The following is a 14,165-nucleotide window of genomic DNA, read 5'->3' as shown; positions in this document are numbered from 1 at the left end:
CCCCCTTTTTCACTTTTAAATCTGTGCGGTTTGACGCCGGGCAGATCAAATCTTCCGAGGATTTTAGAATGGCTGAAATTACCGCATCCCTGGTAAAAGAGCTGCGTGAGCGTACCGGCGCAGGCATGATGGATTGCAAAAAAGCACTGACTGAAGCTAATGGCGACATCGAGCTGGCAATCGAAAACATGCGTAAATCTGGTGCGATCAAAGCGGCGAAAAAAGCAGGCAACGTTGCTGCTGATGGCGTGATCAAAACCAAAATCGACGGCAACTACGGCATCATTCTGGAAGTTAACTGCCAGACTGACTTCGTTGCTAAAGATGGTGGTTTCCAGGCATTTGCCGACAAAGTTCTGGATGCTGCAATCGCGGGCAAAATCACTGACGTTGACGTTCTGAAAGCACAGTTCGAAGAAGAACGTGTTGCGCTGGTTGCTAAAATCGGTGAGAACATCAACATCCGTCGTGTTGCTTCCATCGAAGGCGACGTACTGGGTTCATACCAGCACGGTGCGCGTATCGGTGTTCTGGTTGCGGCTAAAGGCGCAGACGAAGAGCTGGTTAAACAACTGGCAATGCACATTGCTGCAAGCAAGCCTGAATTCGTTAAGCCAGAAGACGTATCTGCTGAAGTGGTAGAGAAAGAATACCAGGTTCAGCTGGATATCGCGATGCAGTCTGGTAAGCCGAAAGAAATCGCAGAGAAAATGGTTGAAGGCCGCATGAAGAAATTCACCGGCGAAGTTTCTCTGACGGGTCAGCCTTTCGTTATGGATCCGAGCAAATCTGTTGCTCAGCTGCTGAAAGAGCACAACGCTGACGTAACAGGCTTCATCCGCTTTGAAGTGGGTGAAGGCATCGAGAAAGTTGAGACTGACTTTGCAGCAGAAGTTGCTGCGATGTCCAAGCAGTCTTAATTTTTTAAAGGAGCCGCCTGAGGGCGGCTTCTTTTTGTGTCTGGCTTGTAAATTCAGCTAACCGCTATAGTGGCTACGTTGAAAAGCGACATACAATGTCGCTGGTATTAACTCATCTCATTCGTTGACAGTCTCAGGAAAGAAACATGGCTACCAATGCAAAACCCGTCTACAAACGTATTCTGCTTAAGTTAAGTGGCGAAGCGCTGCAAGGTTCAGAAGGCTTCGGTATTGATGCAAGCATACTTGACCGTATGGCTCAGGAAATCAAAGAACTGGTTGAGCTGGGTATTCAGGTTGGCGTAGTGATTGGTGGCGGTAACCTGTTCCGTGGTGCTGGTCTGGCGAAAGCGGGAATGAACCGCGTTGTGGGCGACCACATGGGCATGTTAGCCACCGTAATGAACGGTCTGGCGATGCGCGATGCGCTACACCGCGCCTATGTGAACGCTCGCCTGATGTCCGCAATTCCTCTGAACGGTGTGTGCGATAACTACAGCTGGGCGGAGGCTATCAGCCTGCTGCGCAACAACCGTGTTGTTATCCTGGCGGCCGGTACCGGCAACCCGTTCTTTACGACAGACTCTGCAGCCTGCCTGCGCGGTATTGAAATTGAAGCTGATGTAGTGCTGAAAGCCACCAAAGTTGACGGCGTATTTACCGCAGATCCGGCGAAAGATCCAACCGCGACCATGTACGAACAACTGACCTATACTGAAGTTCTGGATAAAGAACTGAAAGTGATGGATCTGGCGGCGTTCACGCTGGCTCGTGACCACAAATTGCCTATTCGTGTCTTCAACATGAACAAACCGGGCGCGCTGCGCCGTGTGGTGATGGGTGAAAAAGAAGGGACGTTAATCACGGAATAATTCCCGTTGCGGCTAAATGCAGGTAATATTCTGCTTTAATGTCGCGGGATACGTCCCTCAAAATTAATCAAGACTATACTTGTCGCATCTTGCGTGGTGGATATGGTCTGACTGAAACAAGCTTTCAAGGATTCGTAACGTGATCAACGAAATCAGAAAAGATGCTGAAGTACGCATGGACAAATGCGTCGAAGCATTCAAAAATCAAATCAGCAAAATTCGCACGGGTCGTGCTTCTCCTAGCCTGCTGGATGGCATTATCGTGGAATATTACGGCACGCCAACGCCGCTGCGTCAGCTAGCAAGCGTAACGGTTGAAGATTCCCGTACTCTGAAAATCAACGTATTTGACCGTTCTATGGGCCCGGCCATTGAGAAAGCGATTATGGCTTCTGACCTTGGTCTGAACCCAAGTTCTGCGGGTACTGACATCCGCGTTCCGCTGCCGCCGCTGACTGAAGAACGTCGTAAGGATCTGACCAAGATCGTACGAGGTGAAGCAGAAGGTGCGCGCGTTGCCGTGCGTAACGTTCGTCGTGATGCTAACGACAAAGTGAAAGCGTTGTTGAAAGATAAAGAGATCAGCGAAGATGACGATCGCCGTTCTCAGGACGACGTGCAGAAACTGACTGACGCTGCTATCAAGAAAGTGGATGCGGCGCTGGCAGAGAAAGAAGCGGAACTGATGCAGTTCTGATTCGCCTGTACGCTTAAAACGCCGCTCAGAAGGTCTGCAAAGGCTGGATGGCGGCGTTTTGCTTTTTTCTGTCTATTCCCTAAAGGGTAAAATTCTTCTGGATGTCTGATGAAGCAATTAACCATTCTCGGCTCAACCGGCTCTATTGGTTGTAGTACGCTGGATGTCGTACGCCATAACCCGGAAACGTTTCGTGTTACTGCGCTGGTCGCGGGTAAAAATGTTGCCCGTATGGTCGAGCAGTGTCTTGAGTTCTCTCCCCGCTATGCGGTGATGGATGATGAAACAAGCGCTGCGCAGGTGAAAGCGGCTCTGCTGGAGCAGGGCAGTCGTACCGAGGTGATGAGCGGACAACAGGCGGCCTGTGAGATGGCTGCGCTGGATGATGTCGATCAGGTGATGGCCGCGATTGTCGGCGCGGCGGGGCTGCTGCCAACGCTTTCAGCAATCCGTGCAGGCAAAAGCATTTTACTGGCGAATAAAGAGTCGCTGGTGACCTGCGGTCGTTTGTTTATGGATGACGTGCAGCGCCACAAAGCGCAGCTTTTGCCGGTAGATAGCGAACATAACGCGATTTTTCAGAGTTTACCCCAACCTATTCAGCACAATCTGGGATACGCTGACCTTGAGCAAAATGGCGTCATGTCCATTCTGCTTACCGGGTCTGGTGGCCCTTTCCGTGAAACGCCATTGCACGATCTGGTGTCAATGACCCCCGATCAAGCATGCCGTCATCCGAACTGGTCGATGGGACGAAAAATCTCCGTCGATTCTGCCACTATGATGAATAAAGGTCTGGAATACATTGAAGCGCGCTGGTTGTTCAATGCCAGTGCAAGCCAGATGGAAGTGCTGATTCATCCGCAGTCGGTGATTCATTCGATGGTTCGTTATCAGGATGGTAGCGTTCTGGCACAGCTGGGTGAGCCTGATATGCGCACGCCTATTGCCCATACTATGGCATGGCCGGAACGTGTCACATCTGGCGTGAAACCTGTCGACTTTTGCAAACTGAGTGCGTTGACGTTTTCCGCACCGGATTACCAACGCTATCCGTGCCTGAAACTGGCGATGGATGCGTTTGAGCAAGGGCAAGCGGCGACTACCGCGCTGAACGCCGCGAATGAAATTACCGTTGCCGCATTTCTGGCGCAACACATTCGATTTACCGATATTGCCGAGCTCAATTTATCCGTACTGGATAAGATGGATTTGCAGGAACCCCAGAACGTTGATGACGTGTTGAGGGTTGATGCTGTTGCACGGGACGTCGCCAGAAAACAAGTGATGCGACTCTCAAGCCGATGATAATCCCTCTACAGGGGATCGTGCTATTTGTTAGCGTTGGGCTTCAGTGATATAGTCTGCGCCACCCGATCGCAGGTATTGGCATTTTTTCGATCGAGTAAGCCGTGGTTTGACACGGCTTTTTTGTGTAGAGGCTTCAGTATTCCTGAGTACCGTTAAATCCTTTCAGGGACTAAAAACGCGTTATGTTGTCTGCAACTCAACCATTAAGCGAAAATTTGCCAGCACATGGCTGTCGCCATGTAGCCATTATTATGGATGGCAATGGCCGCTGGGCGAAAAAGCAAGGGAAGATTCGTGCCTTTGGGCATAAGGCCGGAGCAAAATCCGTCCGCCGGGCTGTCTCTTTTGCTGCCAATAACGGTATTGATGCGTTAACGCTGTATGCCTTTAGCAGTGAGAACTGGAACCGACCTGCGCAGGAAGTGAGCGCGTTAATGGAATTATTCGTGTGGGCGCTTGATAGTGAAGTGAAAAACCTGCATCGCCATAACGTTCGTCTGCGTATTATCGGGGATATCAGTCGATTTAACTCACGTTTGCAAGAACGGATCCGCAAGTCGGAAGCGCTTACCGCCCAGAATACGGGGTTAACGCTGAATATTGCTGCGAATTACGGCGGACGCTGGGACATTGTCCAGGGAGTCAGGCAACTGGCGCAACAGGTGCAAGACGGTCTGCTGCGCCCTGAGCAAATTGACGAAGAAATGCTTGGTCAGCAAGTTTGTATGCATGAGCTGGCTCCTGTGGATTTAGTGATAAGGACTGGGGGAGAGCATCGCATCAGTAATTTTTTGCTGTGGCAAATTGCCTATGCTGAACTTTACTTTACGGATGTTCTCTGGCCTGATTTCGATGAACAAGACTTTGAAGGTGCGCTGCATGCCTTTGCTAATCGAGAGCGCCGTTTCGGCGGAACCGAACCCGGTGATGAAAAAGCCTGATGGGGGTCGCTTTTGCTGAAGTATCGCCTGATTTCTGCTTTTGTTTTAATACCCGTTGTCATCGCGGCGCTGTTTTTATTGCCGCCGGTGGGGTTCGCCATTGTTACGCTGGTTGTGTGTATGTTAGCCGCGTGGGAATGGGGACAGTTTAGCGGTTTCACCACTCGCACGCAGCGAGTCTGGCTGGCGGTTCTGTGCGGGCTTTTGCTGGCACTGATGCTGTTTTTACTGCCTGAATATCATCATAATATTCATCAGCCGTTGGTCGAAGTGTCGCTTTGGGCGTCGTTGGGCTGGTGGGGCGTTGCATTATTGCTGGTGTTATTTTACCCAGGTTCGGCGACTGTCTGGCGTAATTCAAAGATATTACGCATCATTTTCGGCATCTTAACCATTGTCCCTTTCTTTTGGGGAATGCTGGCACTACGTGCCTGGCATTATGATGAGAATCATTATAGTGGCGCAGTATGGCTGCTGTATGTCATGATCCTCGTCTGGGGAGCGGATTCCGGTGCGTATATGTTTGGCAAGTTATTTGGTAAACATAAACTGGCGCCGAAGGTTTCTCCGGGTAAAACCTGGCAAGGTTTTATTGGCGGGCTCGCCACTGCGGCTGTGATCTCATGGGGTTATGGTATGTGGGCGAATCTTGATGTTGCGCCTGTCACCTTGCTCATTTGCTCTATAGTTGCGGTCCTGGCCTCGGTGCTGGGTGACTTGACTGAGAGTATGTTTAAGCGTGAAGCAGGCATTAAGGACAGTGGTCACTTAATCCCAGGGCACGGCGGCATTCTGGATCGTATTGATAGTCTGACGGCTGCGGTACCGGTCTTTGCTTGCTTGCTGTTACTGGTTTTCAGGACGCTTTAACGGATGGTCTTATGCTGAGTATTCTCTGGAATCTGGCTGCATTCATCGTCGCACTCGGTGTGCTTATCACCGTGCATGAATTTGGTCATTTCTGGGTTGCCCGGCGCTGTGGTGTTCGCGTTGAGCGTTTTTCCATTGGTTTTGGAAAGGCGCTGTGGCGGCGCACTGATAGACTGGGCACCGAATACGTCATCGCCCTGATCCCCCTCGGCGGCTACGTCAAAATGCTGGATGAGCGTGCAGAACCGGTGGTACCGGAACTGCGCCACCACGCGTTCAACAACAAAACGGTTGGGCAGCGTGCGGCCATTATTGCCGCAGGTCCGATTGCAAACTTCCTTTTCGCTATTTTTGCTTACTGGCTGGTGTTTATCATCGGCGTCCCTGGTGTTCGTCCGGTTGTGGGTGAAATAACACCCAACTCGATTGCCGCACAGGCGCAAATTCAGCCAGGTACGGAACTAAAAGCGGTTGATGGTATCGAAACCCCTGATTGGGATACCGTGAGATTGCAGCTGGTCGCTAAAATTGGCGATGAGCAGACCATTCTTAGCGTGGCGCCGTTTGGCAGCAACCAGCGACAGGACAAAACGCTGGATTTGCGCCAATGGGCATTTGAGCCAGACAAACAGGATCCCGTTACGAGTTTAGGGATTCGCCCACGCGGTCCGCAGATTGAACCGGTGCTGTCAGAAGTACAGGTTAACTCCGCAGCAAGTAAGGCGGGTTTGCAAGCTGGCGACAGGATCGTTAAAGTCAATGGTCAGCCGCTCACGCAATGGATGACGTTCGTGACGCTGGTGCGTGATAATCCGAATAAGCCGTTAGCGCTAGAAATTGAAAGGCAGGGGAGTTCCTTGTCTTTGACGTTAACTCCGGACTCAAAACCGGGTAACGGTCAGGAAGAGGGATTTGCGGGTGTCGTGCCTAAAATTATTCCTCTGCCTGATGAGTATAAGACTGTACGCCAGTATGGACCATTCGGCGCCATCCTCGAAGCCTCGGATAAAACGTGGCAGTTGATGAAGTTGACGGTCAGTATGCTGGGAAAATTGATTACCGGTGATGTGAAACTGAACAACCTCAGTGGGCCGATTTCTATCGCCCAGGGGGCTGGGATGTCAGCGGAGTTCGGGGGGATTTATTACCTGATGTTCCTTGCGCTTATCAGCGTGAACTTAGGGATAATTAACCTGTTTCCGTTGCCCGTTCTTGACGGGGGGCATCTGCTGTTCCTGGCGATTGAAAAGCTGAAGGGCGGTCCGGTATCCGAGCGGGTTCAAGACTTTAGTTATCGCATTGGCTCGATTTTGCTAGTGTTGTTAATGGGGCTTGCACTTTTCAATGATTTCTCTCGGTTGTAAGAGAGTGTTAGGAAGAACGCATAATAACGATGGCGATGAAAAAGTTGCTCATAGCGTCGCTGCTGTTTAGCAGCGCCACCGTATACGGTGCTGAAGGGTTCGTCGTGAAGGACATTCATTTCGAAGGCCTACAGCGAGTCGCCGTTGGTGCGGCTCTCCTCAGTATGCCGGTGCGCACAGGCGACACGGTTAATGATGAAGATATCAGTAATACCATTCGTGCTCTGTTCGCCACCGGTAACTTTGAGGATGTCCGCGTCCTGCGCGATGGTGATACCCTTCTGGTTCAGGTAAAAGAACGTCCGACGATTGCCAGCATCACTTTCTCCGGTAACAAATCGGTAAAAGATGACATGCTGAAGCAAAACCTCGAGGCGTCTGGCGTGCGTGTTGGCGAGTCTCTCGATCGCACCACGATTGCCGATATCGAAAAAGGCCTGGAAGATTTCTACTATAGCGTAGGTAAGTACAGCGCCAGTGTGAAAGCGGTGGTGACGCCGTTGCCGCGTAACCGCGTTGACCTCAAACTGGTGTTCCAGGAAGGTGTCTCGGCGAAGATCCAACAGATCAATATCGTTGGTAACCATGCATTTACAACCGACGAGTTGATCTCTCACTTCCAACTTCGCGACGAAGTGCCGTGGTGGAACGTGGTGGGCGATCGTAAATACCAGAAACAGAAACTGGCGGGCGACCTTGAAACCCTGCGTAGTTACTATCTGGATCGCGGCTATGCTCGTTTCAATATCGACTCTACGCAGGTCAGCCTGACGCCGGATAAGAAAGGTATCTATATCACCGTCAACATCACAGAAGGCGAGCAGTACAAGCTTTCTGGGGTACAGGTGAGTGGTAACCTGGCCGGACACTCTGCCGAAATTGAGACCCTGACGAAAATAGAACCGGGTGAACTCTATAACGGCACCAAAGTGACCAAAATGGAAGATGATATCAAGAAGCTTCTGGGGCGCTATGGTTATGCCTACCCGCGCGTACAGTCGCAGCCTGAAATCAACGATGCTGACAAGACGGTTAAATTGCGTGTAAACGTGGATGCGGGTAACCGTTTCTACGTGCGTAAGATCCGCTTTGAAGGTAACGATACCTCTAAAGATTCCGTCCTGCGTCGTGAAATGCGCCAGATGGAAGGTGCCTGGTTGGGTAGCGATCTGGTCGATCAGGGTAAAGAGCGTCTGAACCGTCTGGGCTATTTCGAAACCGTCGACACAGATACTCAGCGTATTCCGGGCAGTCCTGATCAGGTTGATGTGGTCTACAAGGTGAAAGAGCGTAACACCGGCAGCTTTAACTTCGGCGTCGGGTACGGTACCGAGAGCGGCGTAAGCTTCCAGGCGGGCGTTCAACAGGATAACTGGTTAGGTACCGGGTATTCTGTCGGCATTAACGGCACCAAAAACGATTACCAGACCTATACTGAATTGTCTGTAACCAACCCGTACTTCACCGTGGATGGTGTGAGCCTTGGCGGCCGCGTCTTCTATAACGACTTTGAAGCGGATGATGCAGACCTGTCTGACTACACCAACAAAAGTTATGGTACAGACGTCACGCTGGGCTTCCCGATCAACGAATACAACACGTTGCGTGCGGGCTTGGGTTACGTGCATAACTCCTTGTCTAACATGGATCCACAAGTTGCAATGCAACGTTATCTGGTTTCCATGGGTGAGGATCCTGATGCGGATAGCTTCAAATCAGACGATTTCACCTTCAACTACGGTTGGACGTATAACAAGCTGGACCGGGGCTATTTCCCAACGGAAGGTACGCGTGTCAACCTGAACGGAAAAGTCACCGTTCCGGGTTCTGATAACGAATACTACAAAGCAACGTTGGATACCGCGACCTACGTACCGATCGATGACGACCATAAGTGGGTTGTTCTGGGTCGTACCAAGTGGGGCTATGGTGATGGATTAAGCGGCAAAGAAATGCCGTTCTATGAGAACTTCTATGCCGGTGGTTCCAGCACCGTGCGTGGCTTCCAGTCCAACACCATTGGTCCAAAGGCCGTCTATTTACCGGCAAATCGTTATAATGATGATGACGATTATGACAACGAATGTGACACCACCAATACGTCACCGTGTAAATCGGACGATGCAGTGGGCGGTAACGCCATGGCTGTCGCTAGCCTGGAGTTTATTACCCCAACGCCGTTTATTAGCGACAAGTATGCTAACTCGGTCCGTACCTCTTTCTTCTGGGATATGGGTACCGTCTGGGATACCAATTGGGATTCTGCGAAGTATTCTGGCTATCCAGACTACAGCGATCCGAGCAATATCCGTATGTCTGCGGGTATCGCATTACAATGGATGTCCCCATTGGGGCCGTTGGTCTTCTCCTACGCCCAGCCGTTCAAAAAGTACGATGGAGACAAAGCAGAGCAGTTCCAGTTTAACATTGGTAAAACCTGGTAATTGTTCTGCGCAAAGGAATGTAGTGGTAGTGTAGCGATGACTTTAGGCGATCCTGAATGGGGTCGCCTGGCCACGCAAAGAACTGTACCTTCGGGTGCAAATGGGATGGTAAGGAGTTTATTGTGAAAAAGTGGTTATTAGCTGCAGGTCTTGGCTTAGCGATGGCAACGTCCGCACAGGCTGCTGACAAAATTGCAATCGTCAATATGGGTAGCCTGTTCCAACAGGTTGCACAGAAGACTGGTGTTTCTAATACACTGGAAAACGAGTTCAAAGGCCGCGCCAGCGAACTGCAGCGCATGGAATCCGATCTGCAATCTAAAATGCAGCGTCTGCAATCCATGAAAGCAGGTAGCGATCGTACTAAGCTGGAAAAAGACGTTATGGCTCAGCGCCAGACTTTCTCTCAGAAAGCGCAAGCTTTTGAGCAGGATCGTGCACGTCGTTCCAACGAAGAACGTGGCAAACTGGTTACGCGTATCCAGACAGCCGTGAAATCTGTCGCTAGCAGCCAGAGCATTGATCTGGTCGTTGACGCAAACACCGTTGCTTACAACAGCAGCGATGTTAAAGACATCACCGCTGACGTACTGAAACAGGTTAAATAAGTAATGCCTTCAATTCGACTGGCTGATTTAGCAGAGCAGTTGGATGCAGAATTACACGGTGATGGCGATATCGTCATCACCGGCGTAGCGTCCATGCAATCTGCGCAAACTGGCAATATTACGTTCATGGTGAATCCTAAGTACCGTGAGCATTTAAGCCTGTGCCAGGCTTCTGCCGTTGTGATGACGCAGGACGATCTTCCTTTTGCTAAGAGTGCAGCGCTGGTAGTGAAGAACCCCTACCTGACTTATGCACGAATGGCGCAAATTTTAGATACCACGCCTCAGCCGGCACAGAACATTGCACCCAGTGCAGTGATTGATGCGACGGCAAAGCTGGGTAGCAATGTCTCTGTTGGCGCAAATGCGGTCATCGAGTCTGGCGTAGAACTGGGCGATAACGTGGTTATCGGCGCAGGCTGTTTCGTCGGAAAAAACACAAAAATCGGCGCAGGTTCACGCTTGTGGGCGAATGTGACGATTTATCACGATATCCAGATCGGTGAACATTGCCTGATCCAGTCCAGTACCGTTGTCGGATCTGACGGCTTTGGCTATGCGAACGATCGTGGTAATTGGGTGAAGATCCCACAGCTTGGTCGCGTAATTATTGGCGATCGTGTTGAGATCGGCGCTTGCACGACCATCGATCGTGGCGCTCTGGACGATACCGTGATCGGCAATGGTGTTATCATTGATAACCAGTGCCAGATTGCGCATAACGTTGTGATTGGCGACAATACGGCGGTAGCCGGTGGTGTCATTATGGCGGGCAGCCTGAAGATTGGCCGTTACTGCATGATTGGCGGCGCCAGTGTGATCAATGGGCATATGGAAATATGCGACAAAGTCACGGTCACTGGTATGGGTATGGTGATGCGTCCTATCACCGAACCAGGAGTCTATTCCTCAGGTATTCCGCTACAACCCAACAAGGTATGGCGTAAAACAGCTGCACTGGTGATGAATATTGATGATATGAGCAAGCGCCTCAAAGCGATTGAGCGCAAGGTTAATCAACAAGACTAAAGCACTTTTTTGCACGTCTGACTTTTCGGCCTGTCCCATTCATACGATTGCGACAGGCCGTGTTATTATTGCCTTTTAGCATATTTTGACAGGAAGAGTATTTTGACTACTAACACTCATACTCTGCAAATTGAAGAGATTTTAGAACTTCTGCCGCACCGTTTTCCGTTTTTACTGGTTGATCGTGTGCTGGATTTTGAAGAAGGTCGTTTTCTGCGCGCAGTGAAAAATGTATCCGTTAACGAGCCTTTCTTCCAGGGCCACTTCCCGGGTAAACCGATTTTCCCTGGCGTGCTGATTCTGGAAGCAATGGCCCAGGCAACGGGTATTCTGGCGTTTAAAAGCGTCGGAAAACTGGAGCCAGGCGAGCTGTATTATTTCGCTGGTATCGATGAAGCACGCTTCAAGCGTCCTGTCGTACCTGGCGATCAGATGATCATGGAAGTCACTTTCGAGAAAACGCGCCGTGGCCTGACCCGTTTTAAAGGGGTTGCACTGGTTGACGGTAAAGTTGTGTGCGAAGCAACGATGATGTGTGCCCGTAGCCGGGAGGCCTAATACGTGATTGATAAATCCGCCTTTATTCACCCGACCGCCATTGTGGAAGAGGGCGCCAGTATTGGTGCCAATGCCCACATTGGACCTTTTTGTATTGTTGGACCCCATGTTGAAATTGGTGAGGGTACCGTACTGAAGTCTCACGTTGTCGTGAATGGCCATACTAAAATTGGTCGCGATAACGAGATCTATCAGTTTGCCTCCATCGGCGAAGTAAACCAGGATCTGAAGTATGCTGGCGAACCGACCCGCGTGGAAATTGGCGATCGCAACCGCATCCGCGAAAGCGTCACCATTCATCGTGGCACAGTGCAAGGCGGTGGGTTGACGAAGGTGGGCAGCGATAACTTACTGATGATCAACGCGCACGTTGCGCATGATTGTACGATTGGTAACCGCTGTATTCTGGCAAATAACGCCACGCTTGCCGGACACGTTTCGTTGGATGATTTCGTTATCATCGGCGGGATGACGGCGGTGCATCAGTTCTGCATCATCGGCGCACATGTGATGGTTGGTGGTTGTTCTGGTGTTGCTCAGGACGTTCCGCCGTACGTTATCGCCCAAGGCAATCATGCCACGCCGTTTGGCGTCAACATCGAAGGTCTGAAGCGTCGCGGGTTCACCCGTGAAGCGATTACCGCGATCCGTAACGCCTATAAAGCGTTGTACCGCAACGGAAAAACGCTGGAAGAAGCGAAGCCGGAAATCGCCGAGCTGGCGAAGCAGTACCCGGATGTTCAGGCTTTCAGTGATTTCTTTGAACGCTCAACGCGTGGCCTGATTCGTTAATGACTGAGCAGCGTCCATTAACGATTGCCCTCGTCGCCGGAGAAACCTCCGGCGATATTCTTGGTGCAGGATTAATTCGCGCACTCAAGGCGCGTGTACCCAATGCCCGTTTTGTTGGCGTGGCAGGTCCGCTGATGCAGGCCGAAGGCTGTGAAGCCTGGTACGAAATGGAAGAGTTGGCGGTGATGGGTATTGTTGAAGTGCTCGGACGCCTGCGCCGTTTGCTGCATATTCGCGCCGATCTGACTCGTCGTTTTACCGATCTCAAGCCGGACGTTTTCGTTGGCATTGATGCACCTGATTTTAATATTACCCTTGAAGGGAACTTGAAAAAACAGGGCATTAAAACCATTCATTACGTCAGCCCTTCCGTGTGGGCATGGCGACAGAAACGTGTTTTCAAAATAGGCAGATCCACCAATATGGTGCTGGCCTTTCTGCCTTTCGAAAAAGCGTTTTATGACAAATTTAATGTCCCGTGCCGCTTTATCGGCCACACCATGGCGGACGCCATGCCGTTGGATCCGGATAAAAACGCGGCTCGCGACGTGCTGGGTATTCCCCATGATGCGCACTGCCTGGCACTATTGCCAGGAAGCCGGGGCGCTGAAGTGGAGATGCTTAGCGCTGATTTTCTGAAAACAGCACAGTTGTTACGCCAGCAGTATCCCGATCTCGAAGTGGTCGTGCCGCTGGTGAATGCCAAACGACGAGAACAGTTTGAGCGCATTAAAGCTGAGGTAGCACCGGAACTTTCCGTACATCTGCTTGATGGGATGGGACGCGAAGCGATGGTTGCCAGCGATGCAGCGCTGCTGGCTTCAGGCACGGCAGCGCTGGAGTGTATGTTGGCGAAGTGCCCGATGGTTGTCGGCTACCGTATGAAACCCTTCACTTTCTGGCTGGCGAAACGTCTGGTGAAAACCGATTATGTTTCGTTGCCGAACCTGCTGGCGGGAAGAGAATTAGTCAAAGAGCTGTTGCAGGATGAATGCGAACCGCAGGCGTTGGCGAAAGCGCTGCAGCCGTTGCTGGCGAATGGCAAAACCAGCCATGCGATGCACGATACGTTCCGCGACCTGCACCAGCAGATCCGTTGTAATGCCGATGAGCAGGCGGCGGATGCAGTCCTGGAGTTAGCACAATGATTGAATTTGTTTATCCACATACGCATTTAGTGGCGGGTGTGGATGAAGTAGGACGAGGCCCTTTGGTCGGTGCTGTGGTGACAGCTGCTGTTATTCTTGATCCAGCGCGTCCGATAGTCGGTCTGAACGACTCCAAAAAACTCTCTGAAAAGCGTCGTCTGGCGCTTTACGATGAAATCAAAGAAAAAGCGTTAAGCTGGAGCCTGGGACGGGCGGAACCGCATGAAATCGACGAGCTGAATATTCTACATGCCACCATGCTGGCCATGCAGCGCGCGGTGGCCGGTTTGCACATTACGCCTGAATACGTGCTGATTGACGGTAATCGTTGCCCGGTATTGCCGATGCCGTCGATGGCGGTGGTGAAAGGGGACAGTCGCGTGGCGGAAATCAGCGCAGCGTCTATTTTGGCGAAAGTCACCCGCGATGCGGAGATGGCGACGCTGGATACGGTTTTCCCGCAGTACGGCTTTGCGCAGCACAAAGGCTACCCAACTGCTTTTCATCTGGCGGCGCTTATAGAGCATGGCGCGACAGAACACCACCGTCGCAGCTTTGGCCCTGTTAAACGCGCACTGGGACTCACGTCCTGATTCTTGTGGCAAGAATAA

At 51.2% G+C, this 14,165-nt stretch carries 14 protein-coding genes; all 14 read left to right on the top strand.

Translation table 11 applies throughout. The features are described from left to right. Positions 1 to 68: 68 nt before the first annotated feature. Entirely contained in the window at positions 69 to 920 is an 852-nt protein-coding gene (gene tsf / locus QNN86_RS12770) for a translation elongation factor Ts (RefSeq protein WP_096758241.1), read from the top strand. Between the two features lie 146 nt (positions 921 to 1,066). Further along, positions 1,067 to 1,792: a UMP kinase gene (gene pyrH, locus QNN86_RS12765; RefSeq protein ID WP_135323084.1), complete on the top strand. Its 726-nt coding sequence runs from the start codon at positions 1,067 to 1,069 to the stop codon at positions 1,790 to 1,792. A 139-nt stretch (positions 1,793 to 1,931) separates the two neighbouring features. Further along, entirely contained in the window at positions 1,932 to 2,489 is a 558-nt protein-coding gene (gene frr, locus QNN86_RS12760; RefSeq protein ID WP_181618688.1) for a ribosome recycling factor, read from the top strand. A 108-nt stretch (positions 2,490 to 2,597) separates the two neighbouring features. Continuing rightward, entirely contained in the window at positions 2,598 to 3,797 is a 1,200-nt protein-coding gene (ispC, locus tag QNN86_RS12755) for a 1-deoxy-D-xylulose-5-phosphate reductoisomerase (protein ID WP_096758238.1), read from the top strand. Positions 3,798 to 3,982: 185 nt separating this feature from the next. Continuing rightward, on the top strand, positions 3,983 to 4,741 hold the full coding sequence (gene ispU, locus QNN86_RS12750) for a (2E,6E)-farnesyl-diphosphate-specific ditrans,polycis-undecaprenyl-diphosphate synthase (protein WP_096758237.1): 759 nt from the start codon (positions 3,983 to 3,985) through the stop codon (positions 4,739 to 4,741). A 12-nt stretch (positions 4,742 to 4,753) separates the two neighbouring features. Then, positions 4,754 to 5,611, top strand: a complete 858-nt coding sequence (gene cdsA / locus QNN86_RS12745; RefSeq protein ID WP_096758236.1) for a phosphatidate cytidylyltransferase — start codon at positions 4,754 to 4,756, stop codon at positions 5,609 to 5,611. Positions 5,612 to 5,622: 11 nt separating this feature from the next. Beyond that, positions 5,623 to 6,975, top strand: a complete 1,353-nt coding sequence (rseP, locus tag QNN86_RS12740; RefSeq protein ID WP_096758235.1) for a sigma E protease regulator RseP — start codon at positions 5,623 to 5,625, stop codon at positions 6,973 to 6,975. 29 nt (positions 6,976 to 7,004) lie between these two features. Continuing rightward, on the top strand, positions 7,005 to 9,419 hold the full coding sequence (gene bamA / locus QNN86_RS12735) for an outer membrane protein assembly factor BamA (RefSeq protein WP_181618689.1): 2,415 nt from the start codon (positions 7,005 to 7,007) through the stop codon (positions 9,417 to 9,419). A gap of 122 nt (positions 9,420 to 9,541) precedes the next feature. Next, positions 9,542 to 10,027, top strand: a complete 486-nt coding sequence (gene skp / locus QNN86_RS12730; RefSeq protein WP_115259395.1) for a molecular chaperone Skp — start codon at positions 9,542 to 9,544, stop codon at positions 10,025 to 10,027. A 3-nt stretch (positions 10,028 to 10,030) separates the two neighbouring features. Then, positions 10,031 to 11,056, top strand: coding sequence for a UDP-3-O-(3-hydroxymyristoyl)glucosamine N-acyltransferase (lpxD, locus tag QNN86_RS12725; protein WP_115259393.1), 1,026 nt, complete (start codon positions 10,031 to 10,033; stop codon positions 11,054 to 11,056). Between the two features lie 102 nt (positions 11,057 to 11,158). After that, positions 11,159 to 11,614, top strand: a complete 456-nt coding sequence (fabZ, locus tag QNN86_RS12720; RefSeq protein ID WP_000210739.1) for a 3-hydroxyacyl-ACP dehydratase FabZ — start codon at positions 11,159 to 11,161, stop codon at positions 11,612 to 11,614. Between the two features lie 3 nt (positions 11,615 to 11,617). Beyond that, a complete protein-coding gene (lpxA, locus tag QNN86_RS12715) occupies positions 11,618 to 12,406 on the top strand; it encodes an acyl-ACP--UDP-N-acetylglucosamine O-acyltransferase (RefSeq protein WP_181618690.1) in 789 nt (262 codons plus the stop codon). After that, positions 12,406 to 13,554 (top strand): lipid-A-disaccharide synthase, encoded by a 1,149-nt coding sequence (lpxB, locus tag QNN86_RS12710; protein ID WP_096758230.1) that lies wholly within the window; start codon positions 12,406 to 12,408, stop codon positions 13,552 to 13,554. The genes lpxA and lpxB overlap by 1 nt, the downstream gene beginning before the upstream one ends. After that, a complete protein-coding gene (gene rnhB / locus QNN86_RS12705) occupies positions 13,551 to 14,147 on the top strand; it encodes a ribonuclease HII (protein WP_115259391.1) in 597 nt (198 codons plus the stop codon). Before lpxB ends, rnhB begins: the two co-directional genes overlap by 4 nt. The last annotated feature ends 18 nt before the right edge of the window (positions 14,148 to 14,165 follow it).

Origin of the sequence: Citrobacter sp. C348 (assembly GCF_047467975.1) — a bacterium.
Taxonomy (GTDB): Bacteria; Pseudomonadota; Gammaproteobacteria; order Enterobacterales; family Enterobacteriaceae; genus Citrobacter; species Citrobacter gillenii.
This window is presented reverse-complemented; position numbering and strand designations above follow the sequence as displayed.

Excerpts from the sequence above, each read along its gene's own strand:
- tsf (WP_096758241.1), top strand. The coding sequence starts at position 69 with ATGGCTGAAATTACCGCATCCCTGGTAAAAGAGCTGCGTGAGCGTACC.
- pyrH (WP_135323084.1), top strand. The coding sequence starts at position 1,067 with ATGGCTACCAATGCAAAACCCGTCTACAAACGTATTCTGCTTAAGTTA.
- ispC (WP_096758238.1), top strand. The coding sequence starts at position 2,598 with ATGAAGCAATTAACCATTCTCGGCTCAACCGGCTCTATTGGTTGTAGT.
- ispU (WP_096758237.1), top strand. The coding sequence starts at position 3,983 with ATGTTGTCTGCAACTCAACCATTAAGCGAAAATTTGCCAGCACATGGC.
- rseP (WP_096758235.1), top strand. The coding sequence starts at position 5,623 with ATGCTGAGTATTCTCTGGAATCTGGCTGCATTCATCGTCGCACTCGGT.
- bamA (WP_181618689.1), top strand. The coding sequence starts at position 7,005 with ATGGCGATGAAAAAGTTGCTCATAGCGTCGCTGCTGTTTAGCAGCGCC.
- lpxD (WP_115259393.1), top strand. The coding sequence starts at position 10,031 with ATGCCTTCAATTCGACTGGCTGATTTAGCAGAGCAGTTGGATGCAGAA.
- lpxB (WP_096758230.1), top strand. The coding sequence starts at position 12,406 with ATGACTGAGCAGCGTCCATTAACGATTGCCCTCGTCGCCGGAGAAACC.
- rnhB (WP_115259391.1), top strand. The coding sequence starts at position 13,551 with ATGATTGAATTTGTTTATCCACATACGCATTTAGTGGCGGGTGTGGAT.